This is a genomic window from Variovorax sp. P4_B10 (assembly GCF_056402375.1).
In genome coordinates this window covers 82,024-105,386 of record NZ_JBFUHN010000014.1, presented here as the reverse complement: position 1 = coordinate 105,386, position 23,363 = coordinate 82,024, and the positions used below count along the sequence as shown (strand labels likewise).

Here is a 23,363-nt window from a genome sequence, read left to right as displayed (position 1 = left end):
CCAGTGCTCTGAGCGATCACGCCGATGGGGTGCCTTGCGCAGCGAAATAAAGGAGGAGGCCTGCGGCCCTAGGCCGCGCCGGGGGACATTCGCGGAGCAAGGTACCCCGTCGGCGTGATCGCGCCCTGAACAGCACCCCCAAACGTGGCCCCAAACAGATCGTAGGCAGGCTCTCAGCGGCCGCCGAGGAGATGCTGAACCAACAGCCGTGCTGCAGGTGAAAGGGCCGTGTCCGTCTTGGTCGCCATCAGCAGGCGGCGCGTGGCCCACGCATCCTTGAGCCGAACCACCTTCAGGCCGAGTGCGGCGACCTGCGCCTTGCAGGCCGCGAGCGGCACCACGCCGATGCCGAGGTTGGCTGCGATCATGTGGCACATCGCATCGAAGCTGCGCACCTGCACACGCAGGCGCATCGGGATGCCGGCCTGTTCGGCGGCGCGCGATGTCAGTTCGAGCAGCGAGCTGCTGCGGTTCAGGCCGACGAACTCGTGCGCGAGGCAGGTCTTGAAGTCGGTGCGGCGGGTGCGCGCGAGCGGATGCTGCCGGGCGCACAAGACCACGAGTTCGTCGGTCTGGAAGGGCGCTACGTCGAGCCCGTAGGCGGGCGTGTTCTCCGCGAACACGCCGACGTCGGCCAGCCCGTCGACCAGCGCACGCACGATGTCGCCGCTCAATTGCTCCTCGACCTCGATGCGGATGTCGGGATGCTGCCCGAGGAAGGTCGCAAGCGCCGTGGGCAAGAACTCTGTCAGCGCCGACATGTTGGCCCACAGCCTGACGTGGCCGCGCACGCCGCTCGAATAGTCGTTGAGCTCGTTGCTGAACTGCTCGAAACCCTGGAACAGCCGCATCGCATGCTGCATCGCCACGTGGCCGGCGGGCGTAAGTGCGATGCCTTGCGAACTGCGTTCGAGCAGCTTCGATCCGGTTGCCGCCTCGAAGTCCGACAACCGCCGGCTCGCCGCCGACAGCGCGAGATGGCACGCCTCTGCGCCCTTGGTGATGCTGCCGGACTGGGCCACGGCACAGAAGAGCCGCAGCGTCACGAAATCGACACGCGCAGGGTTGATGGGGCTGGCCATCGGCGGATTCTAGGGAGCGCACCAGTGCCGAAAGTCATGGGTCGCGCAAAAAAGAATCTCTTTGACATGTTATGTCGGCACATCTATAGTGAACTCATCGAAGCACCGCTCGCTTCCAACGGTACCCAACCACAAGGAGAGGTATGCAATCACTGCTCGATCAACTCAAGGGCCTCGATGCGCTGGCCGGCGCGGCGATGGGCGGGCTGCCCGTGCAGCTGCAGCCGATCCCGGGCAGCACGCCCGTGGTCCAGGTGAGCATCGAGGGGCGCGACGAGCTGCCGATCTTCGTCACGAGTTCGGACATGCAGATCATCTGCATCTGCTACCTCTGGACCGAGGAAGAAGTGAAGCCCGAGCGGCGCACCGAGCTGCTCGAATCGCTGCTCGACCTCAATCCCTCGGTGCCGCTGTCGTCCTTCGGGCGGGTCGACGGCCGCTACGTGCTCACCGGTGCGCTGGGGCGCGATGCGAGCGTGGAAGACATCGCACGCGAGGTGGCCGTGCTCAGCGACAACGCGCTCGATGCACTCGACGCCCTGTCCGAATTCCTGAATTAAGCGGAGATCATCATGACAGTCATCAAGAAGCTGGTCACCTTGCTGCGCGGCAGCGCACGCGAAATCGGCGAGAGCGTGGTCGACAGCAATGCCACGCGCATCTACGAACAGGAAATCATCGACGCCAAGCACAGCATCGATAAGGCCAAGGGCGACCTCACCGGCGTGATGGCCAAGGAGATGCAGTCGGCCCGCGAGATCGAACGCCTGAAGAACGAGGTCGCGCGCTACGAAGGGCTGGCGCTCGAGGCGCTCGACAAGACGCAGGAGGGCCTGGCGCTCGACGTCGCCGCCAAGATCGGCACGCTCGAGCAGGAGCTCGAGGAGCAGGCCAAGGCCCATGCGTCCTATTCGCTGCAGGTCTCCAGGCTCAAGGACCTGATCAAGTCGGCCGAGGCGCGCATCCGCGAGCACGAGCGCGAGATCGGCATCGCCAAGACCACCGAGAGCGTCTACCGCGCCACGCAGTCGATCTCCGAGAACATCGGCAGCGGCGGCTCGCGCCTCGCCAATGCGCGCGAGTCGCTCGAGCGCATCCGCCAGCGCCACGAGGACCTGGCCGACCGCATGACCGCCAGCCAGGCGCTCGAAAACGAGCTGGGCCACAGCGCGCTCGAGAAGAAGCTGGCCGCCGCGGGCATCGGCAACGATGCCGACCGCACCGGCAAGGTGATGGCGCGCATCCGCGCCCGCCAGGCCAACCCGGCTGGGCCGGCCTCGGAATGACCATGCGGGTCAAGCCGGTTCGCTGGCAAGGCTCGGACGAAGCGATACGCGCCGTCCAGGTGGCGTTCGATGTGGAGGAGGCCGTGCTGGAAGCGGTGCGCACGGCGGCCTTCGAGCAGCATGTGTCGACCTCCGACCAGATCCGGCAGGTGCTGGGCCTGGCCACGACGTCGAAACCGAAGCGCCCGCGCCTCACGGTCTCGCTGAGTGCGGCAGACTACGAGTTTCTGGCGAAGCGCTACGGGCTCGCCGCCGACGACCGCCTGGCCATCAAGGAGAGGGCCACGCGCGACCTGATTGCATTTGCCAGTGGAAAAAAGGGCGCCGGCGCAGGGAAGCCGGGCCGCAAGTAGAACAACAAACACAACCCGCACGCGGGAGGATCAATGGGCAATTTCATGGCTGCGGTGACGGGGTACCCCACCGCGATCTACACGGTGCTGCTGGGCGTCGTGGTGATCTATTGGGTGCTGGCGGTGCTCGGCATGGTCGACATCGAGCACAGCGGCGTCGACGTCGACCTGCAGACCCACGCCGACGGCGACACCAGCGACATCGGCCAGCTCGCGAGCTACGTCGTGGCCCTGGGCCTGAACGGCGTGCCGTTCTCGGTGGCGGTGAGCCTGCTGGTGCTGGTGTCGTGGACGGTGTCGTGCCTCGGCGGCGAGTGGCTGCTGCCGCTGGTGCCGACGATGCCGCTCAAGCTGCTGGCCGGCACCGTGCTGCTGGTGGCCAGCGCGGCCATTGCCATTCCCGTCACTGCCGTCGCCATCCGGCCGCTGCGGGGGCTGTTCGTGAGCCACACGGCGGTGAGCAACGCGGCGCTGGTCGGCCAAGCCTGCCGCGTCGTCACCGGCGTGGTGAACGAGAAGGACGGCCGCGCCGAAGTGGCGCGCCGCGGCGCCAGCCTGAACATCCGCGTCTGGGCACCCACGCCCAACACGCTCAAGCGCGGATCGCACGCGCTGATCCTCGAATACGACGAGGTGGCAGGCCGCTACCTCATCGCGGCGCACGACGACATCGTCTGACCGCGCGCACCCCCTCACTGTTCGTTCGCTCTTAAAGCATCTGGAGAAAAAATGGAGCCCATCATCTTTGCCGTGGTCATACTGGCCGTGGTCATCCTTGGCCTGTTCGCGATGTTCGCCAAGTTCTATCGAAAGATCGAACAGGGCCATGCACTCATCGTGAACACGCTGCGCGCCGAGCCCGAGGTGACCTTCACCGGGCGGATGGTCTACCCGATCATCCACAAGGCCGAACTGATGGACATCTCGGTCAAGACCATCGAGATCGACCGCTCCGGCAACGAGGGCCTCATCTGCCGCGACAACATCCGCGCCGACATCAAGGTGAAGTTCTTCGTGCGCGTCAACAAGACCGCCGACGACGTGCTGAAGGTGGCGCAGGGCATCGGCTGCGCGCGCGCTTCCAACCACGAGACGCTCGAGGAGCTGTTCTCCGCCAAGTTCTCCGAGGCGCTCAAGACGGTCGGCAAGTCGATGGACTTCGTCGACCTGTACCAGGCGCGCGACGGCTTCCGCGACCAGATCATCAGCCAGATCGGCAACGACCTCTCGGGCTACGTGCTCGAAGACGCCGCCATCGATTACCTCGAGCAGACGCCGCTCTCGGAGCTCGACGCCAACAACATCCTCGATGCGCAGGGCATCAAGAAGATCACCGAACTCACGGCGGTCGAGCACGTGCGCACCAACGAGCTGCGCCGCAACGAGGAAATGCAGATCAAGAAGAAGAACGTCGAGACGCAGGAAGCGATGCTCGAACTCGAACGCCAGCAGGCCGATGCCACCGCGCGCCAGCAGCGCGAAATTGCCAGCGTGCGCGCCCGCGAAGAAGCCGAGACCTCCAAGATCCAGTCCGAAGAGCGCACCAAGTCCGAAACCGCCCGGCTGATGGCCGAGCAATCGGTCTCGGTGCAGCAGGAGAACGTGCAGCGCGAGAAGGAAGTGGCCGAGAACAACCGCAAGCGTGCGGTGGCCATCGAGGAAGAAAAGGTCACGCGTGCCCGCGACCTCGAGATCGTCGACCGCGAGAAGGAAGTGACGCTGCAGCGCATCGAGAAGGACAAGGCCGTCGAAGTGCAGAAGAAGGCGATTGCCGACGTGATCCGCGAGCGCATCGTGGTCGAGCGCACCGTGGCCGAGCAGGAAGAGGCGATCAAGGAACTGCGCGTGGTGGCCGAGGCCGAGCGCACCAAGAAGTCCGTCGTCATCATGGCCGAGGGCCAGGCCGACGAAAAGATGGTGATCGACGTGAAGGCGGCCGAAACGCAGGAAAAGCGTGCGCGCCACAAGGCGGCCGAAGAACTCACGCTGGCCGATGCCAAGCTGAAGGTGGCCGAGCGCGACGCCGAATCGAAGAAGCGCGAGGCCGAAGGCGTCGAGGCCATCTCCGCCGCACCGGGCCTGGCCGCCGCCAAGGTCGAGATCGCCACCGCGCAAGCCAGGCTCGCCACCTTCGAAGCCGAAGCGACGGGCAAGGAGAAGCTGGGCCTCGCCGACGTGCATGTGCGCCAGGCCGATGCCGACGCCATCCTCAAGGCCGGCCAGGCCGACGCGCAGGTGATCGAGGCACGCTCGCAGGCCGAAGCCGCCGGCATGCGCGCCAAGTTCGATGCCGAAGCCTCGGGCAAGGAAAAGCTCGGCCTCGCCGAAGTGAACGTGCGCACGGCCGATGCCGAGGCCACCCTCAAATCCGGCCAGGCCGATGCGCAGGTGATCGAAGCCCGCTTCAACGCCGAGGCCAAGGGCCTGCACGAGAAGTTCGAGGCCATGAAGTCGATGAGCCCCGAAACCCGCGACCACGAAGAGTTCCGCATGCGCCTGGAAAAGTCGCACATCGAAACCATGAAGGGCATCGACGCGCAAACCTCTATCGCCAAGGAGCAGGCCGATGTGCTGGGCACCGCGCTCGCCAACGCCAAGATCGACATCGTGGGCGGCTCGGGCGACTACTTCGACAGCTTCGTGCGCTCGCTCTCCGTGGGCAAGGGCATCGACGGCGTCATCTCCAAGAGCCAGGCAGTGCAGGTCGCCTTCAAGGACCAGCTCTCGGGTGAACGCGACGTGGTGAAGGATCTGCGCGACATCGTCGGCGCGCTGGGCAATTCCTCGGGCGAGATCCAGAACCTCAGCGTGGCCTCGCTGATGAGCAAGATCGCTGCCGATGGCTCCGATGTCCAGAAGTCGGCCCTGCAGAACCTGATCTCCACCTTCCGCCCCTTGAACGGAAACGCGCAGTGAATCCGAATCTGAAGTGCAGCTGCGCCGGGCGCGCGGCGATGCAACCCGTGGCGCTGGCCGAAGCACTGTTGGGCGTGCAATGCGGCGATTGCCAAGGCATGGTGATGGCCATGGACGACTGGCGCGCCTGGAAGGCCGCGGACCCCAGTCGGGTGCCGCATGCGGTCGACGACGAAGTCATCGAGGTGTTCGACATCGCCGCYGTGCGCCACTGCCCCGAGTGCGACCGGCTGATGCAGCGCCTGCGCGTCAGCGCCGGCCCCGATTTCCGCATCGACCGCTGCGTGGCCTGCCAGAACCTGTGGTTCGATGCGGGCGAGTGGCGGGCCATCGTGAGCCGCGGCCTCGCCGGGCGGCTCGACGAATTGCTGTCCGACGGCTACCAGCGGCGGCTGCAGACCGAGGAGGTACGCGAAGCCCGCCTCGCCGCGCTGCGCCGCCGCTACGGCAACGACTGCATCGATGAGCTGGACCGCATCCGCGCCTGGCTGGACGCCCAGCCTCACCGCGACGAATTGCTCGCACTGCTGCGCGCGGACTGACCGCGCCGACCCATGCAACTCACCGACGAAACGGCGGCGCCGACCGGCGCCCAAACGGCAGCCGACCAGACCGAAGCATTGGTTTCGGGCAGCGGCAGCTACGACCTGCTGAAGAAGCGGCTCGAAACCCAGGGCGAGGGCCTGCTGAAGAAGACGCAGGCGCTCAACGAGCAGCGGCTCGCGGAGTTCGGCCGCTCCGATCAGGCCCTGGTGCTGCGCACCCGCGCGCGCACCGAGAACAATGCCGTGGCGCGCGACATCGTGCGCATCGGCGACCTGCTGCTGTTCGGCTACAACGTCTTCATCGGCCTGCGCAAGGAAACGGCCGTGGGCGACGTGTTTGGCCTCTACCGGCTCGCGCTGCCGGGAGAGGCGGCCACCGAGAACGATGAGCTGCAGCCGGTGCCCCTGGCGGGCACCTTTCTCGAAGACACGCGCTTCGCCTCCGATTTCCGCGAGCTCTACGCCTACTACAAGCAGGCCACGCTGCTGCAGCTGCGCGTCACGCAGGACAAGCTGCTGGCCTCCTTCCAGATCGGCCAGCAACTGCACGACGTGCGCGTGTTCCGCTGGGCCATCGAGCGCGACGGCAGCATCCACTACATCGACAACCGCGGCGAGCGCGACATTGCCTTGCCCGCGAGCCACGATTTCGAGTGGACCGTCGCCACGCGCGAAGACCACGTGGGCGGCAAGCACCCGCATGTGAACGTGCTCGACACGGTGTTCGTCGAAACCCTCGGCGGCGACCTCACGATCAAGATCGAGAACAACACCGAGACCGGGCTCGGCATCTACAGCGAGCCGGTGGAGGACAAGAGCCAGTCGCTCACCGACGCCGAGATCGCCTGGGCCAGGCTCGGCATGCTGATATTGCTGCGGGTGAAGCCCTACCGCGAGCAGGTCACGCGCTACCTGGTGTTCAACATCCGCACGCAGCAGGTCGAGCGCATCGACGCCATCGGCGGCTCCTGCGTGCAACTGCCCGAAGACCATGGCATCATTTTTCCGGGTGGCTACTACCTGCAGTCGGGCGAGCGCAAGCGCTTCGACCTGCCGGCCGAGGTGGTGGAGAACCTGCGCTTCAAGCGCATGCTGCGCTCGCCCAACGGCGAGGACGTGGCCTATGTGTTCTACGACCCGAAGCCGGGGCGCTATGCGCTCTTCAACTACAACCTGATCGACAAGAAGCTCGCGACGCCGATCATCGCCAACGGCTACGCGCGCTTCGCCGACGGCCGCATCCTGGTGTTCAACGATGACGGCGAGCCGACGCGCGTGCATCCGATGCAGCTCTGGCAAACACCGTTCGCCAGCGAGGAGCATGTGAGCGCGCAGCCGCCCGCCACCGGCTTCTTCGGCAAGATCGGCAACGCCGAGCTGGTGCGCGGCGTGTCCGACCTGATGGGCATCGCCCGCGCGGTGCGCGAGCAGGCGCCCACGCGCGCCGCCTACGAAGACCTGATCCGCCAGTGCACCCGCGTGAGCGACGCCTACTTCTGGCTCGATGCGCCCGAGGCCGCGGGTCTCATGGCCGAACTGCGCAGCATCGCCGACGTGGCGCGCAGCACGCTGGCCGAGTTCGAAAAAGTCGACACCATCCGGCGCGAAACCGCGCGCGCACTGGCCCAGGCCGAGGATCAGCAGCATGCGCTGCTGGTCGATATCGCCAGCACCCTCTGGCGCGCACCCGACGATTTCGTGAAGGCCCTGGGGCGCCTGCGCGAGCGGCGCGGCGGACTGCAGATGCTCAAGGAGCTGCGCTACGCCGACCTGCCGCGCATCGCCGCCATGGACGCCGCGCTCGAGGCCGAGCAGCAGCGCATCGGCGAGCGCGCGATGCAGTTCCTGGCGGCCGACACTGCCTTCAACGGCCAGCGGCAGGCGCTCGACAAGCTGGCGCTGGAGCTGCCCACCCTGGCGACTTCGCCGGCGCTCGGGCGGATGCTCACGACGCTCGACGAGCAGGCCGCCGGCCTCGACCTGCTGACCGAGCAGCTCGGGAGCCTGCCGGGCGGCGACGCGGTGATCCGGACCTCGATCCTCGACCGCATCTCGCTGATCTATGCCGACATCAACCGTATGCGCGCCGACGCGCGGATGCGGCGCAAGTCGCTGGGGGCGACCGAGGCGCGCGCCGAGTTCGGCGCCCAGTTCAAGCTTTTCAGCCAGGCGGTGGAAAACGCGCTGGAGTTCGCCGACACGCCCGAGAAGTGCGACGACGCGCTCACGCGCCTCCTGGCCCAGCTGGAAGAAATCGAAGGCCGCTTCGCCGAGCAGGAAGACTTCCTGGCCGACATCGCGGAGAAGCGCGAGACCGTCTACGAAGCGCTGTCCGCGCGCCGGCAGAGCCTGGTGGAAGCCCGCCAGCGCCGCGCGCAGGGCGTGGTCGATGCGGCCGGCCGTATCCTCGATGGCATTCCGCGCCGCATTGCCCAGTTCGGCGAGCTGACCCAGGTTCACAGCTACTTTGCGGCCGACCCGATGATCGGCAAGCTGCACACGCTGATTGCCGACCTGCGCACGCTGGGCGCCGCGGTGCCGGCCGACGAGCTCGACACCCGCCTGAAGACCGCGCGCGACCAGGCGCTGCGCTCGATCCGCGACAAGCGCGAGCTGGTGAGCGAGGGCGGCGACACGCTGCGCCTCGGCCGCCATGCCTTCACCGTGCACCGCCAGCCGGTCGACCTGACGCTGGTGGGCCGCGACGAAGGCATGGCCTACCAGGTGACGGGCACCGATTACCAGAGCCCTGTGGACGAACCCCGGCTGTTGCCCTTGCAGCGCTACTGGAACCAGGCGCTGGTGTCGGAAACGGTCGAGCTGTCGCGCGCCGAGTACCTCGCCGGCCGCCTGCTGGAAGCGCTGCTCGACGGCAAGGCCGAGCGCAACTGGGCCGAGGTGCTCACGCTGCTGGCCGAAGACCCGCTGCATCCGCAACTGCTCGACATGGTCCGCCGCTTTGCCGCCGCACGGTATCAGGAGGGCTACCAGAAGGGCATCCATGACGACGACGCGATGCGCCTGCTCGGTGCGCTCGTCGGGATGCAGGATCAGGCGGGCCTGTTGGCCTGGGGCCCGACCGAGCGTGCACTGGCCTTGCTCTACTGGCAGCACGGCCACCTGATCGCGCACCGCGAATCGCTGCTGCGCCGCGCGCGGGCTGCCCTGCAGATGCAGGCCCTGTTCGGACGGCGCGATGCGCTGGAGCAGCTCGAAGCCGACACCGCGCGCGCACTCAACCACTTCGCGCGCGACGTGGTGCCCGACCTGCTGCCGCTGGCGGAGACCGCGAGCGATGAAGAGCGCGACGCCCATCAGGGCCGCGTGGCCACCCTGTGCGACCAGGCGGCTGCGTACCTGGTGCGCGAGCTGGCCGGCGAGCATGGCGGCGAAACCTGGGCCGTGTCGGGCGCGGGCGAAGACCTCGCGGCCGCGCTGCTGCGCGAACTGGAGCGCGGCGGCCGGCGCGACGCCTGGCAGCACGACCTCGACGCCGCACCGCCGGCCGAGCGCTGGCGCCTCGCGCGCGACTGGGTGCGCGCCTATGCCATCCACCAGGCGCCGCAATCGGTCGACTGGGTGGACGACGCGGCCAGCGTGCTGGCCATGCCGCTCAAGCGCACCCGCGTCAACGCGGCGCTCGACCGCACGGTCGAGGGCCTGCGCGGCGACCATCCACGCGTGGCCGCAGGCCGCACGACGCTGAACCTCAACGACTTCTGGCGCCGCTTCCTGTTCCACGCCACGCACGCGGTGCCGGGCTACGAGGCGCTGCACAGCCTGCGCCACGAGCTGCTCGAACGCGAGAAGGCGCGGCTCAAGCTGAGCCAGTTCCAGGCCAAGCCGCTCTCGACCTTCGTGCGCAACCAGCTGATCGACGAGCTCTACCTGCCCATCATCGGCGACAACCTTGCCAAGCAGATCGGCTCGGCGGGCGAGGGCAGCCGCACCGACCGCATGGGCCTGCTGCTGCTGATCTCGCCGCCCGGCTACGGCAAGACCACGCTGATGGAGTACGTGGCAGACCGGCTCGGCCTGATCTTCGTGCGCATCAACTGCCCCGCGCTGGGCCACGGCGTGACCGCCATCGACCCGGCCAACGCGCCCAACAGCGCGGCGCGGCAGGAGTTGGAGAAGCTGAATCTCGGCCTCGCGATGGGCAGCAACGTGATGCTGTACCTCGACGACATCCAGCACACCAGCCCCGAGTTCCTGCAGAAGTTCATCGCGCTGGCCGACGGCACGCGCCGCATCGAGGGCGTGTGGAACGGCGAGCCGCGCGGCTACGACATGCGCGGCAAGCGCTTCGCGATCGTGATGGCGGGCAACCCGTACACCGAGTCGGGCGACGTGTTCAAGATCCCGGACATGCTGGCCAACCGCGCCGACATCTACAACCTCGGCGACGTGCTCTCGGGCCGCGAGGCCGCCTTCTCGCTCTCGTACATCGAGAACAGCCTGACCTCCAACCCCACGCTGATGCCGCTCGCCTCGCGCGACCCCAAGGACGTGCAACTGCTGGTGAAGATGGCGCAGGGCCACGAGGTGCCGAGCAGTGCGCTCTCGCATGCGTACAGCGCGGTCGAGCTGGAGGAAATCAAGGCGCTGCTGCAGCGGCTCTTCCGGGCGCGCGACCTGCTGCTCAAGGTCAACCTTGCGTACATCGAATCGGCTGCGCAGCAGGAGGCGTACCGCACCGCACCGCCGTTCAAGCTGCAGGGCAGCTACCGCAACATGACCAAGCTCGCGGGCAAGATCACCGCGCTGATGCGCGACGACGAGCTCGATGCGCTGCTGCGCGACCACTACCGCGGCGAAGCCCAGACGCTGACCACCGGCGCCGAGGAAAACCTGCTGCGCCTCGCGCAACTGCTGGGCAGCCCGACGCCGGAGGAAAGCGCGCGCTGGACGGCCATCTGCGACGAGTTCGTGCGGCAGCGCAAGCTCGGCGGCGCCGACGTGGACGGCAGCCAGCGCATTGCCAGCAGCATGCTCGACGTGGCGCGCGCGGTCGATGCGCTCAAGCCCGAACCGCGCCCGGAGGGCGCGAACGAGAGCCAGCGACTGGCCGACGCGATGCTCCAGATCGCAGTGACCTACCGCGAACTGATCCTGCCGCTGGTGACCGCCACCGAACGCCGGCTCGAACTCGACCGCTCGATCAAGCAAGACATGGAGCGGCTGGCGGCCGAAGTGCAGGCCACGCGGGCTGCGCCCAAGCGCGCGCCCCCGCCCAAACCCGACAAGGACCACTGAGCCATGCAGGCCACATCCGCATCCGTTTCCGGCGAGCCGCAGGCCGCATTGCCCGAACTGCTCGCCCAGCTCGACGCCACCATGGCCGATGCGCGCCTGAGCGACGACGAGCGCCGCGTGCTGGTGCACACCTTGCGCGAAGCCTCGCCGCCCGAAGACGGCTTGCGCCAGCTGCGCAACCGCGCGTTCGACCTGGTGCGCGCCCGCACCGCCGACCCGGAGCAACTGGCCCTGCTCAAGTGGCTCGAAGGCGTGGTCCGCGCGATCGACACCGGCCGCTTGCCCGATTCGGTCGCGGTGCGCTCGCAGGCCTTCTTCAGCCCGGGTACGGCCTGCCTGCAGGCGATCAACCAGCAGCTGAAGGCGGCGAAGCGCTCGGTCGACCTCTGCGTCTTCACGCTCTCGGACGACCGCATCACCGCCGAGGTGCTCGCCGCGCACCGGCGCGGCGTGGCGCTGCGCTTCATCACCGACAACGACAAGGAATTCGACCGCGGCAGCGACGTCGGCCAGCTGCGCGCAGCCGGCATCCCGATCGCGGTGGACCGCACCGAAGCCCACATGCACCACAAGTTCGCGATCTTCGACGGCGCCCGGCTGCTCAACGGCAGCTACAACTGGACCCGCAGCGCCAGCGACTACAACGAAGAGAACCTGGTGCTGAGCAACGACCCCTCGCTCGTTCGCCGATTTGCCGACGAATTCGATACCTTGTGGAAAGAACTGCAGGCCGCCTGATGCCAAGAAGAATCGACTACGACTGGGAGCTGCCCCCGGAGATACAGCAGCGGCTGGGAGGCGCCAGCTACGGCGCGCAGCGCGTCATCCACGAGCAGGGCCACCTGATGGTGATCCTGCACGAGCCGCCTGCCGGCAGCGGCGCGGAGCGCAAGCCCGCGGTGTTCCTGCGCAAGCCCGACGGCGCCTGGTTCCACAAGGGAAACAGCCCCGGCGAGCGGGCCTTCGCCAAGCTGCTCGACAGCTATCGCGCGGCGCTGGGCACTTTCGAGATCCGGCATCAGGCGGCCGAGACCTCGGAAGAACTGTTCCAGATACTCGGTCCGCTGATTCCGTTGACGCGCGCCGCAATGAACATGCAGGCCACCCTGCAGGCGGCACGCGAGGCCGTCAAGGACGACCTGATGCTGATCGACCTGCGCGACCTTGCAGTCGAGATCACGCGCGGCATGGAGCTGCTGCTCGCCGACACCCGCATGTCGCTCGACTACCGGCTTGCGCATGCGGCCGAAGCGCAGGCGCGCGCGGGCATGGAAGTCAGCCGCGCACAGCACAAGCTCAACACCATCGCGGCGCTGACCTTTCCGCTGATGGCCATCGGTGCGGCCTTCGGCATGAACCTGCACAGCGGCGTGGAGAACATGCCGACGTGGGTGTACTGGGTGGTCTTCGCTGCCGGGCTCTGGATGGGCGTGATGCTGCGGGGCTGGGTCAAGGCGCCCGTCGCGCCGCCGGTTGTAGCCAAGCCTGCGTCGGCGCTGAAGAAGAAGTAGGCGGCCCCGGCCTTCGCGTTTTGCGAAGCCGTCCTGCCGTCAGAGCAATTCCGTCCATCGCGATCTGTTTCTAGAGTTGGGGCAACCCAACCTGGAGACAGACGCAGACATGAATGCACTCGAAGGCCTGAAGGTGCTGGAGCTCGGCCAGCTCATCGCCGGCCCGTTCGCCGGCAAGACGCTGGCGGAGTTTGGCGCCGACGTGATCAAGGTCGAGCCCGCCGGCGTCGGCGATCCGCTGCGCAAGTGGCGGATGCTGCGCGACGGCAGCTCGGTCTGGTGGGAGGTGCAGTCGCGCAACAAGCGCTCGGTGTGCCTCGACCTGCGCAGCGCCGAGGGGCAGGAGGCGGTGCGCGCGCTGGCCCTCGAAGCCGATGTGCTGATCGAGAACTTCAAGCCCGGCACACTCGAAGGCTGGGGGCTGGGGTGGGAACGGCTGCATGCGCTCAACCCGCGGCTCATCATGCTGCGCATCTCGGGCTACGGGCAGACCGGGCCCTACCGCGACAAACCCGGCTTCGGCGTGCTCGGCGAGTCGATGGGTGGGCTGCGCTACTTGAGCGGCGAGCCGGGCAGGGTGCCGGTGCGCGTGGGCGTTTCGCTCGGCGACACGCTGGCGGCGCTGCACGGCGTGATCGGCGTGCTGACCGCGCTGCACCACCGCACGGCCCACGGCGGCGAGGGCCAGTTCATCGACGTGGCGCTCTACGAGTCGGTCTTCAACGTGATGGAAAGCCTGCTGCCCGAATACGACGCCTTCGGTGCCGTGCGGGAACGGGCCGGCAGTGCGTTGCCCGGCATTGCGCCCACCAACGCCTACCGCTGCAACGATGGGCACTACGTGCTGGTGGCGGGCAATGGCGACAGCATCTTCCGTCGCCTGATGCGGGCCATCGAACGCGCAGACCTGGAGAACGACCCCGAGCTCGTGCACAACGACGGCCGCGTGCGGCGCGTGGAAGAGATCGATGGCGCCATCGAGGCATGGACGCTGCAGCGCAGCCGCGACGACGTGCTGGCCGTGCTCGACGCGGCCGGGGTGCCGGTCGGGCGCATCTACACGGTGGCCGACATCGCCACCGATCCGCAGTACCTGGCGCGCCAGATGATCGTGGAGGCGCGCGGCTCCGACGGCGAAATGCTCAAGGTGCCGGGCGTGGTGCCCAAGCTCAGCGCCACGCCGGGCCGCATCGCGCATGCGGCACCGCGGCTTGGCGAGCACAGCGGCGATCTGCAGGGCGTGGGCTGGCCCGCGCGCCGCACAGAAGGGGAGACGGCATGAGATCGGGCCAAGGCACACGGCTCCTCGTCAACGAGGTGGCGACCCGCGACGGCTTCCAGATGGAAAGCCGCTTCATCCCCACCGACGACAAGATCGCACTGGTCGATCGCCTGAGCACGCTCGGCTACGCCAAGATCGAGGTGACCTCGTTCACTTCGGCCAAGGCGATTCCCGCGCTGCGCGATGGCGAGGAGGTGATGCACCGCATCGCCCGCCGGCCGGGCGTGGTCTACACCGCGCTGGTGCCGAACGTGCGGGGGGCCGAGCGCGCGCTGGAAAACCGCATCGACGAGTTCAACATCGTCATGTCGGCGAGCGAGACCCACAACCTGAGCAACCTGCGAATGACGCGCGAGCAGTCGTTCGCACAGCTGGCCGAGGTCATCGCGCTGGCGAAACAGGCCGGCGTGCCGGTGAACGTGTCGCTCTCCTGCGTGTTCGGCTGCCCGATGGAAGGCGAGGTGCCTCTGGTGGCCGTGCAGGGCTGGATCGACCGTTTTGCTGCGCTGGGCGTACAGGGCATCACGCTGTGCGACACCACGGGCATGGCCTATCCCACGCAGGTTCAGGCGGTCTGCGAGGCCGTGCTCGCCATGCATCCCGCCATGGAATGGACGGCCCACTTCCACAACACGCGCGGCATGGGGCTCGCGAACACGGTGGCCGCCGTCGAGGCGGGCATCCGGCGGCTCGACATGTCGCTGGGCGGCATCGGCGGCTGCCCCTATGCGCCCGGCGCCACCGGCAACGTCGCGACCGAGGACGTGGTGCACATGCTGCAGTGCATGGGCTACGACACCGGCATGGACCTGGACGGTCTGATCGCCGCCGCCGGGCAGCTCGAATCGCTCGTGCAGCACGAACTGTCCAGCCAGGTCTCGCGCGCCGGGCACCGTCTGACGCGGCATGCGCCACCGGCTGATTTCAACGACATCGTCGAGCGCGCAAATTCGCGCTCGCAAAAGGAGAAAACATGATCGACCACCTGGATCACCTCGTGCTCACCACCGCGAACGAAGAGGCCTGCGTGCGCTTCTACGTCGATGCGATGGGCATGGTGCTGGAAACCTTCGGCGCAGGCCGCAAGGCCTTTCGTTTCGGCAACCAGAAGATCAACCTGCATGTGAAGGGGCACGAGTTCGAGCCCAAGGCGAACCTGCCCACGCCGGGCTCGCTGGACCTGTGCTTCATCGCCAGCGTGCCGCTCGAAGAGGTCATCGCGCGCCTCGGCGAGAAAGGCGTCGCGATCGTCGAAGGCCCCGTCATGCGAACGGGCGCGACCTCACGCATCCGCTCGGTCTACGTGCGCGATCCTGACCTGAATCTCATCGAGATTTCGGAGCTTGCGCCCTGAAGGCTCGAGCCTCGAAGACAGCCAATACACAAAACCGGAGACAAACCATGAAACTCGCCCACCGCCTCCTCGCGGTCTTCTGCCTCGCGCTGGCCGCCACCGCCTCGAATGCCGACACCTGGCCTTCGAAACCGATCACCCTCGTCGTGCCCACCGCGCCCGCGGGCTCCACCGACATCATGGCGCGCCTGGTCGCCGACCCGCTGCAGCGCGCGCTGGGCCAGCCCATCGTGGTCGATAACAAGCCCGGTGCCAGCGGCAACATCGGCGCCGAGATCGTGGCCCGCGCCGCGCCCGACGGCTACACGCTGCTGATGCAGTACTCGGGCTACCACGTCGGCAACCCCGCGCTCTTCCCGCAGATCAAGTGGAGTCCGACCAAGGACTTCGTGCCGGTGGCGATGGTGATGCGCGCGCCGCACGTCGTCGCAGTGAGTGGCAAGCTGCCGGTCAATTCGATGAAGGAGCTGCTCGCGTACGGCAAGAAGAAGGAGGGCGGCCTCTTCTACGCCTCGTCGGGCAACGGCTCGATCCAGCACATCGCCGGGGAGCTGCTGTCGCGGCAGGCCGGGCAGACGATGACGCATGTGCCCTACAAGGGCTCGGGCCCGGCGATCAACGACCTGATTGCGGGCAACGTCGACATGTTCATCACCACGCCGCCTTCGGTCATCGGCCACTTCGCGGGCGGACGCATCAAGCCGCTGGCCTACACGGGCAGCAAGCGCCACCCGTCGATGCCCAATGTGCCGACCGCGGCCGAGGCGGGGCTGCCGGGCTACGAGGTCGAGTCGTGGTTCGCGGTGTTCGCGCCGGCCAGGACGCCGCCCGAGGTCGTCAACAAGCTGAGTGCCGAGATCAAGAAGATCGTCGAGAGCGAATCGTTCCGCAAGAAGGTGGACGAGCAGGGTGCCTTCGCCATCTACATGGACCCGACGGCCCTGGGCAAGTTCGTCGACCAGGAACTGGCGAGCTGGTCGAAGGTGATCAAGGCGGCGGACATCAAGCCCGAGTGAGCCCGGCTGCGCTCAGGGCTTGACGCCGAGCACCGACAGGATGATTGCCGCAAGAGTCAGCGTCACCGGCAGCCGGTGCGTGGCCATTGCATGGACCTGTGCCACCGACAGCTTCGTTTGCTGAAGGAGGTTCTTTTCGGAATGAAGGGCTGTGGACATATCGCGTACTCCTGAGTGGTTGCGAACGGCTTGTTCGCATGGGTTCAAAGATAGACCTCCAGACGGGGTGCGACACAGGGCTTTCGTCGACACGGCGTTTCCGTTTTTGCAACGATCCGATGGCCACGGGCTGGAACTTCCCGCTGCCTCCAGGATCGGGTTGGCGATCCGGTCCGGGTGGGAGATCGGCGAAAGACGGACGGATTCGACTTCCATCGTCCTGGCCTTCATGTGCTGGGCGAGGAGGCGTTCCAGTTCGGGCGAGGGGTGCGCGAGGTAAAGAGAGGGCCTCGATATCCCGTACTCTCGGCATCTCGCGTTCCGCGCAGATTGCAACGACGAAGGCTCCGCAGAAAATGAAGCGGACACGGATGCCTGACGAAACATGACAAGCAAAGAACGAATGACCGGATTGAAGATTCGCAAGGCCACCGCCGAAGACGCCGTGCCTTGGCCGCTTCTGTTCGATGCCGACGGTCCGCGCGCCGAGGTCGAGAAGTACCTGGCCCGGGGCGAGCAGTGGCTTGCCGAGCAGGCCGGCGAGGTCGTCGGCCAGATGGTGCTGATGGAGACCCGCGCCGACACCTGGGAAATCATGAACATCGCCGTGGCCGAGGAGTGCAAGGGCCAGGGCATCGGCACCGCGCTGCTTCGGAAGGCGAAGTTGCTCGCCACGCAGCGAGGCGCGCACCGCCTCGAAGTCGGCACTGGCAACAGCAGCCTGCGCGAGCTGGGTTTCTATCAGCGCTTCGGCTTCCGCATCGTCGGTGTCGATTTCGACTTCTTCGTGCGCCGCTGGGGCAAGGCGACGAAGCAGGGCGGCATCCCATTGCGGGACATGATCCGGATGGAAATCTGGCTGCGGCCCGGACCTAGCCTGCGATGAGCTTCTGAACCAGCTCCGCCGTGGTCGCCGCCGCGTACTTGCGCATCAGCCGCGCCCGGTGCAGCTCCACCGTGCGGTGGCTGATGCCCAGCGCCTTGCCGATTTCCTTCGAGGTCAGACCCTGCATCACCTGCGCCGCCACCTCGCGCTCGCGCGGCGTGAGCTGGGCCTTCACCGCGCGGCGCGAGCCCAGGTCCTCGAAGGTCCAGATGCCGGCCTCGTGCGGCGCGGCGCGGTTCATGGCGTGGCCGGTGACGTGGCACCAGAAGGTCTCGCCGGCCATGGCGCCGTGCAGGCCGCCGAGCCGCTTCATCATGCGGTTGTCCGCATAGCGGCCGCTGGCGTTCAGGAAAGGCTCCATGCGCTTGCCGATGCGCTCGAATTCGGCCACGCTCGGGTACAGGATGCTGAACGAATGCCCGACCAACGCGGAGGGCGTTGCGCCGAAGATCTCGCACACGCGCTCGTTGCAGGCCACGATGGTGCGGTTGCTCGACACCACCATGCCGACGGGCGCGTGCTCAAAAGCCAGCCGGTAATCGATCTCGGGCATCGGGGGTCACCATTACGAAATACTACGTATGCGGGTACGTAGTATCGTTCAGGGCTTTCCCACCCACTCTCCACCATTCCACCAAGGAGCCCGAGTGAACAAGATTTATCCCTCCGCAGATGCGGCACTCAAGGGGGTCGTCGCCGACGGGCAGACGCTCGCGGTCGGCGGCTTCGGCCTGTGCGGCATTCCCGAAGCGCTGATCGACGCGCTGAAGGACTCCGGCGTGCAGAACCTCACCGTCATCTCGAACAACGCGGGCGTCGACGGCTTCGGCCTCGGCAAGCTGCTCGAGACGCGCCAGATCAAGAAGATGATCGCGTCGTACGTGGGCGAGAACAAGGAGTTCGAGCGCCAGTACCTCGCGGGCGAGCTGCAGCTCGAATTCACGCCCCAGGGCACGCTGGCCGAGAAGCTGCGTGCGGGCGGCGCGGGCATCCCGGCCTTCTTCACCAAGACCGGCGTGGGCACCCAGGTGGCCGAGGGCAAGGAACTGCGCGAGTTCGACGGCGAAGCCTACGTCATGGAACGCTCGCTGGTGCCCGACGTGGCGCTGGTGAAGGCCGACGTGGCCGACAAGTCGGGCAACCTGCGCTTCCGCCTCACGGCGCGCAACTTCAATCCGGCCGCTGCCATGGCCGGCAAGGTCTGCATCGTCGAGGTCGAGAAGATCGTCGAAGCGGGCGAACTGGCCCCCGACGACATCCACCTGCCGGGCATCTACGTGCACCGCATCGTGCTCAACGCCAACCCCGAGAAGCGCATCGAGAAGCGCACGGTGAGCGCCTCGGTCGATGCCGCCGCCGCCAAGGCCGAGGCCCAGACCGCCATTGCCCATGCGGCAGCCGGCAGCGAAGTGCCGGCAGTGTCCACCAACAAGAAAGAAGGAGCCTGAGATGCCCTGGACCCAAGACCAGATGGCGGCCCGTGCCGCGCAAGAACTCGAAGACGGCTTCTACGTGAACCTGGGCATCGGCATCCCGACGCTGGTCGCCAATTTCGTCGGCGACAAGGAAGTCTGGCTGCAAAGCGAGAACGGCATGCTCGGCATCGGCCCGTTCCCGACCGAAGACCAGGTCGATGCCGACCTGATCAACGCGGGCAAGCAGACCGTCACCACGCTGCCCGGCTCGGCCATCTTCGGCAGCCACGACAGCTTCGCGATGATCCGCGGCGGCAAGATCAACCTGTCGATCCTCGGCGCGATGCAGGTCAGCGTGAAGGGCGACCTCGCCAACTGGATGATCCCCGGCAAGATGGTCAAGGGCATGGGCGGCGCCATGGACCTCGTGGCCGGCGTGAAGCGCGTGATCGTGCTGATGGAGCACGTCGCGAAGAAGAAGGACGGCACCGAAGACCTCAAGATCCTCGAGAAGTGCACACTGCCGCTGACCGGCGTGGGCGTGGTCGACCGCATCATCACCGACCTGGCCGTGATGGACGTGGTGCCCGAGGGCCTGAAGGTGATCGAGCTTGCGCCGGGCGTGAGCTTCGATACGCTGCAGGCGAAGACGGGCGCCAAGCTGATCCAGTAGGTTCGTTCGCGCCGACGGTAATCACAAGGGCCGCTTTCGCGGCCCTTGTCGTTGAATGAGAAACTGCGCGCATGGCCTATCTCGACATCGACAACCTCCGGACCATCCTTCTCGACGACGAGGCACTGCGCGCACGGCACCTGCAGCGGCAGCCTTGCGGCCTGCTGAACATCACGAGCGGGCGCATCGTGGCCTGCGATCCGCTGGTGCAGCCGGAGCGCCAGCCCTTCGTTCGCAGCGTGAGCGGGCGCGGCGCGTTCACCGTCGAGGTGTTGCAAGACAACGGCCGGCATGCGCTGGCAGTGTTGTGGCTGCGCGAGCGCGGCGGTCTGCAGGCCACCGATCTGCGCTGGGCGCCGGCGCTGCTCGAAGGACAGTCGCAGGATGCGCTTGGCGACGACGAGTTCTACGGTTACCCGGTCGATGCGGGCGTCGGCTGCTTCATGGACGTCGATGGCGCAAAGGCCATGGCCGAGCGGGAGGCAAGCGAAGCCGGCAAGCCCGGCTACGTCAGCTACTACGACGATGTGCTTCATGCCGAACTGGGCACTGCCGACATGGCGGACCACTACCCGCTGGGGGCGGGCACCCCGAACAACGTGCTGATCTTCAGTTCGGGCTGGGGCGACGGCAGCTATCCGAGCTTCTGGGCGCTCGACGCGGCGGGCGAACCGGTGGCCCTGGTGACCGACTTCATGACGATGGAAGGCGACGACGCGCGCAGCGAGGATGAGAAGCGCGACGATGCCTACAAGGCCGGCATCCCGCCGGAAAAGCTGGCGGCGCTCGAGGCATTGGGTGCGGCTGCCGTCGACGGCGATGCAATCACCATTCGGCGCTTGCTCGATGCCGGGCTCGCGGGCCCGAACGACATCGTTCCATCGCTCGGCGAAACGGCGCTTGCGAGCGCGATCCGCATGAACCGGCTCGAGGCCTTGCGCATGCTGCTGGGCTCCGCGCCATGCCCTGCAATGCCACCGGAGTTGCACATCAAGGACAAGGCGGACACCTACCTCGCCTATGCGCGCTGGCTCAAGAAGCCCCGCGTGCCGGGGCTCGTCGAGCTGCTCGAAAAGTCCGAGGCGGCGGTCGCCGAGCCTGCCGCCGGCAAGAGCCTCTGGAAGCGTCTTTTCTCGTAAGCCTCAGGCGCCGAGCGCGGCCCGCACTTTGTCGCCGAGCCCGCGCAGCCGCTCGACCGGCTCGTTGGAGAACACGAAGCGCAGGTACTGCGCGCCGTGCGTCTCGCCCCAGCCCTGCATCGCGGTGGCGCAGACGCGCGCTTTCAGCAGCCGCTCCGACAGCGTCTGGCCGTCGATGCCGAAGTCGCTCGTCCGCAGCAGCAGCGACCAGCCGCCGGCCGGTACGCCCACCGGCAAGCCCGTGAGTTCGTCGAGCACCGTGTCGCGCCGGCGTTCCAGCTCGGCCACATAGGGTGCGAGCGTGTGCACGGATTGCGCCAGTGCCGTCGCCACCGCGTCCTGCGCGATACCCACCGGCACCACCACGTTGGCCAGCGACACGGCAATGAGATCGGGCATGTAGCTCTCGGGCGCGACGGTCCAGCCGACGCGCCAGCCGATCATGCGCAGTTCCTTGGCCGAGGAGCCGACCGTGATCGTGCGTTCGGCCATGCCGGGGAGGCCTGCAGGATGAATCACTTTGCGCCCGTCGTACAAGAGACGTTCCATGGCGGTGTCGAGGATGAGCGTCAGGTCGTGCTGCACGCACAGCGCGGCAATGGCGCGCCAGTCGTCTTCATCGAAGCAGCCGCCGGTCGGCATCGAAGGCGACATCAACAGCATCGCGCGCACGCGCGGCCCGACGGCGGATTGCAGCGCCGCGCGATCGAGCTTCCATTCGCCGCCGGGCGTGAAGGCGAAGGGCACGTACTTCGGCGTTCCTCCCGCGAGCCGAATGCGGTTGAGCAGGCCCGCGTAGGTCGGATCGGTCACGAGCACTTCGTCGCCCACTTCGACCGTCGCGAGCAGCGCGTTGAGGATGCCCGAGAGTCCGCCTGCGGAGATCACGCAGTTGCGCGCGCCGCTGTATGCCACGCCCGAGAGCGCCGACACATGCTGCGCAGCGACTTCGCGCAAGTGCGACTGCCCGACGAAAGGCAAATAGCTGTTGTCCGCATCCTCCGAAGCCGCACGCACGGTTCGCGCAACGGCTTCAGGGTCCGGCGGAATATCGACGTCGAGGTTTTCAAGACGGAGAAAGGGCGGGCCCTCCGCATCGTCGGCGATGGCGCCCATGCGGTCGACGCCGATGCCTGCGATGTGTTCGAGCCGTGCGGGACGATGACGTGGCATTGCGATCTCCTTGGTTCTGGAATGAAACCCTGGCTTTTCTGTTCGCCCGCATTGTGCGTTTTGTGGCGCTGTTGTTCGGGGCGCGCTCACGCCGACGGTGTGCGCAGCGAAGCGAATGTCCCCCGGCGCGGCCTAAGGCCGCATGCCTCCTCCTTTATTTCGCTGCGCAGAGCACACCGCCAGCGTGATCGCTCAGCGCAGCGGTCGATCGGCCAGCACGACAGCAGCGCCCATCGTGCACAGGGCACCGGGTGCTCCCCGCAGCGAAACAAAGGAGGAGGGGCGAAAGCCGAAGCGGGGGACATTCGCGGAGGGAAGTACCCGGTGTCCTGTGCACGCACCCCGAACGCCCCCTCGCTCAACCTGAGGCGCCGTCAGGCAAGAGAAGCCCCCGCTGCGCCGCCGCAGTTTCGCGCAGGAACTCCCACACGGCCTGCATGCGTGCCAGATGCTTGGTTTCCACCGGCATCGACATCCAGAAGGTGCGCGTGAAGTTCGCTTGCCCCGCGAGCACCGGGCGCAGCGTCTTGTCGCGGTCGGCCACGAAGGCCGGCAGTACTGCGATGCCTGCGCCTGCCGCGACGGCCTGGTGCTGCGCGAGCACGCTGGTGCTGCGCAGCGCAAACGCGTCGGGCCGGTGCAGTTCGTCGAGGTACTGCAACTCCTTGCTGAACAGCAGGTCGTCCACGTAGCTGATGAAGGTGTGGCCGCGCAGGTCCTCGCGCGTCTTGATCGGCTTGTGCGCCGCCAGGTACTGCTTCGACGCATAGAGCCGCAGCGTGTAGTCCGTGAGCTTGGTGACCACCACCGGCCCGCGCGCCGGCCGTTCGAGCGAGATCACGATGTCGGCCTCGCGCCGCGACAGGTGCACCAGCCGCGGCATTGCCAGCAGGTCGATGGTGAGCCTGGGATGCTGCTGCGCGAAGAGCGCGAGCCGCGGCGCCAGCACCACCGTGCCGAAGCCTTCGGTGGCGCCGATGCGGATCAGGCCCGACAGGCCCTCCTGCGAGGCCGGCGCAGTGCTCTCGACCGCCTGGAAGGCGCTTTCCATCGCCTCGACCTGTGGCTGCAGCCGGCGGCCCGCCTCGGTGAGCCGGTGGCCGCCCGATTCGCGCGAGAAGAGCGGGGCGCCGACTTCCTTTTCGAGCGCCTGGATGCGCCGCGCCACTGTGGTGTGGTCCACCTCGAGCCGGCGTGCCGCGCTCATCAGCGTGCCCGAGCGGGCCAGCTCCAGAAAGTAGCGCAGGTTGTCCCAGTCCATGTGCGTGCGTGTCTCCGTGTCGGTGCGGTGTGGGAATCTGCATTTTTGCAAAGCCG

At 67.2% G+C, this 23,363-nt stretch carries 22 protein-coding genes; 17 read left to right on the top strand and 5 right to left on the bottom strand.

What is annotated here, in order from left to right:
* Positions 1–173 precede the first annotated feature (173 nt).
* Positions 174–1,082, bottom strand: coding sequence for a LysR family transcriptional regulator (locus tag AC1DXX_RS09715; RefSeq protein WP_478133972.1), 909 nt, complete (start codon positions 1,080–1,082; stop codon positions 174–176).
* Between the two features lie 143 nt (positions 1,083–1,225).
* On the opposite strand from AC1DXX_RS09715, the gene AC1DXX_RS09710 reads away from it, so the two are divergent.
* The 13 genes from AC1DXX_RS09710 to AC1DXX_RS09650 all read left to right on the top strand — a co-directional run bounded on the left by AC1DXX_RS09710 (position 1,226) and on the right by AC1DXX_RS09650 (position 16,601).
* Positions 1,226–1,642 carry a YjfI family protein gene (locus AC1DXX_RS09710; RefSeq protein WP_478133971.1) on the top strand — a complete coding sequence of 139 codons (417 nt, stop codon included), beginning with the start codon at positions 1,226–1,228 and terminating at the stop codon, positions 1,640–1,642.
* 12 nt (positions 1,643–1,654) lie between these two features.
* On the top strand, positions 1,655–2,368 hold the full coding sequence (locus tag AC1DXX_RS09705) for a PspA/IM30 family protein (RefSeq protein WP_478133970.1): 714 nt from the start codon (positions 1,655–1,657) through the stop codon (positions 2,366–2,368).
* A 2-nt stretch (positions 2,369–2,370) separates the two neighbouring features.
* Positions 2,371–2,721 (top strand): hypothetical protein, encoded by a 351-nt coding sequence (locus tag AC1DXX_RS09700; RefSeq protein ID WP_478133969.1) that lies wholly within the window; start codon positions 2,371–2,373, stop codon positions 2,719–2,721.
* A gap of 33 nt (positions 2,722–2,754) precedes the next feature.
* Positions 2,755–3,399 carry a ubiquinone biosynthesis protein gene (locus AC1DXX_RS09695; protein WP_478133968.1) on the top strand — a complete coding sequence of 215 codons (645 nt, stop codon included), beginning with the start codon at positions 2,755–2,757 and terminating at the stop codon, positions 3,397–3,399.
* Positions 3,400–3,450: 51 nt separating this feature from the next.
* Positions 3,451–5,637 (top strand): flotillin family protein, encoded by a 2,187-nt coding sequence (locus AC1DXX_RS09690; RefSeq protein ID WP_478133967.1) that lies wholly within the window; start codon positions 3,451–3,453, stop codon positions 5,635–5,637.
* Positions 5,634–6,179: a TFIIB-type zinc ribbon-containing protein gene (locus AC1DXX_RS09685; RefSeq protein ID WP_478133966.1), complete on the top strand. Its 546-nt coding sequence runs from the start codon at positions 5,634–5,636 to the stop codon at positions 6,177–6,179. The genes AC1DXX_RS09690 and AC1DXX_RS09685 overlap by 4 nt, the downstream gene beginning before the upstream one ends.
* Positions 6,180–6,191: 12 nt before the next feature.
* Positions 6,192–11,438, top strand: a complete 5,247-nt coding sequence (locus AC1DXX_RS09680; RefSeq protein ID WP_478133965.1) for a DNA repair ATPase — start codon at positions 6,192–6,194, stop codon at positions 11,436–11,438.
* A gap of 3 nt (positions 11,439–11,441) precedes the next feature.
* Complete coding sequence (locus AC1DXX_RS09675) at positions 11,442–12,176, top strand: phospholipase D-like domain-containing protein (protein WP_478133964.1); 735 nt, start codon at positions 11,442–11,444, stop codon at positions 12,174–12,176.
* Positions 12,176–12,949 (top strand): magnesium transporter CorA family protein, encoded by a 774-nt coding sequence (locus AC1DXX_RS09670; RefSeq protein WP_478133963.1) that lies wholly within the window; start codon positions 12,176–12,178, stop codon positions 12,947–12,949. Before AC1DXX_RS09675 ends, AC1DXX_RS09670 begins: the two co-directional genes overlap by 1 nt.
* Before the next feature lie 109 nt (positions 12,950–13,058).
* Positions 13,059–14,231 (top strand): CaiB/BaiF CoA transferase family protein, encoded by a 1,173-nt coding sequence (locus AC1DXX_RS09665; RefSeq protein ID WP_478133962.1) that lies wholly within the window; start codon positions 13,059–13,061, stop codon positions 14,229–14,231.
* On the top strand, positions 14,228–15,208 hold the full coding sequence (locus tag AC1DXX_RS09660; RefSeq protein WP_478133961.1) for a hydroxymethylglutaryl-CoA lyase: 981 nt from the start codon (positions 14,228–14,230) through the stop codon (positions 15,206–15,208). The genes AC1DXX_RS09665 and AC1DXX_RS09660 overlap by 4 nt, the downstream gene beginning before the upstream one ends.
* Positions 15,205–15,585 carry a VOC family protein gene (locus tag AC1DXX_RS09655; RefSeq protein WP_478133960.1) on the top strand — a complete coding sequence of 127 codons (381 nt, stop codon included), beginning with the start codon at positions 15,205–15,207 and terminating at the stop codon, positions 15,583–15,585. The genes AC1DXX_RS09660 and AC1DXX_RS09655 overlap by 4 nt, the downstream gene beginning before the upstream one ends.
* Before the next feature lie 47 nt (positions 15,586–15,632).
* Positions 15,633–16,601 (top strand): Bug family tripartite tricarboxylate transporter substrate binding protein, encoded by a 969-nt coding sequence (locus AC1DXX_RS09650; RefSeq protein ID WP_478133959.1) that lies wholly within the window; start codon positions 15,633–15,635, stop codon positions 16,599–16,601.
* Positions 16,602–16,613: 12 nt separating this feature from the next.
* On the opposite strand, the gene AC1DXX_RS09645 is transcribed toward AC1DXX_RS09650, so the two are convergent.
* Entirely contained in the window at positions 16,614–16,760 is a 147-nt protein-coding gene (locus AC1DXX_RS09645) for a hypothetical protein (RefSeq protein ID WP_478133958.1), read from the bottom strand.
* Between the two features lie 403 nt (positions 16,761–17,163).
* Here AC1DXX_RS09645 and AC1DXX_RS09640 point away from each other — a divergent pair, with 403 nt between their 5' ends.
* Entirely contained in the window at positions 17,164–17,646 is a 483-nt protein-coding gene (locus AC1DXX_RS09640) for a GNAT family N-acetyltransferase (protein ID WP_478133957.1), read from the top strand.
* Here the strand turns inward: AC1DXX_RS09640 and AC1DXX_RS09635 are convergent.
* A complete protein-coding gene (locus AC1DXX_RS09635) occupies positions 17,633–18,199 on the bottom strand; it encodes a LuxR C-terminal-related transcriptional regulator (protein WP_478133956.1) in 567 nt (188 codons plus the stop codon). The genes AC1DXX_RS09640 and AC1DXX_RS09635 overlap by 14 nt on opposite strands.
* 94 nt (positions 18,200–18,293) lie before the next feature.
* Between AC1DXX_RS09635 and AC1DXX_RS09630 the strand changes: the two genes are divergently transcribed.
* From AC1DXX_RS09630 to AC1DXX_RS09620, 3 genes are all read left to right on the top strand, one after another.
* Positions 18,294–19,094 (top strand): CoA transferase subunit A, encoded by an 801-nt coding sequence (locus AC1DXX_RS09630; RefSeq protein ID WP_478133955.1) that lies wholly within the window; start codon positions 18,294–18,296, stop codon positions 19,092–19,094.
* A gap of 1 nt (position 19,095) precedes the next feature.
* Positions 19,096–19,734, top strand: a complete 639-nt coding sequence (locus AC1DXX_RS09625; RefSeq protein WP_478133954.1) for a 3-oxoacid CoA-transferase subunit B — start codon at positions 19,096–19,098, stop codon at positions 19,732–19,734.
* Positions 19,735–19,805: 71 nt separating this feature from the next.
* Positions 19,806–20,873 carry a DUF4241 domain-containing protein gene (locus AC1DXX_RS09620; protein WP_478133953.1) on the top strand — a complete coding sequence of 356 codons (1,068 nt, stop codon included), beginning with the start codon at positions 19,806–19,808 and terminating at the stop codon, positions 20,871–20,873.
* 3 nt (positions 20,874–20,876) lie between these two features.
* On the opposite strand, the gene AC1DXX_RS09615 is transcribed toward AC1DXX_RS09620, so the two are convergent.
* The gene (locus AC1DXX_RS09615; RefSeq protein ID WP_478133952.1) at positions 20,877–22,046 is read right to left on the bottom strand and encodes a pyridoxal phosphate-dependent aminotransferase; all 1,170 of its coding nucleotides are present in this window, start codon (positions 22,044–22,046) and stop codon (positions 20,877–20,879) included.
* A 358-nt stretch (positions 22,047–22,404) separates the two neighbouring features.
* On the bottom strand, positions 22,405–23,307 hold the full coding sequence (locus AC1DXX_RS09610) for a LysR family transcriptional regulator (RefSeq protein WP_478133951.1): 903 nt from the start codon (positions 23,305–23,307) through the stop codon (positions 22,405–22,407).
* Positions 23,308–23,363 lie beyond the last annotated feature (56 nt).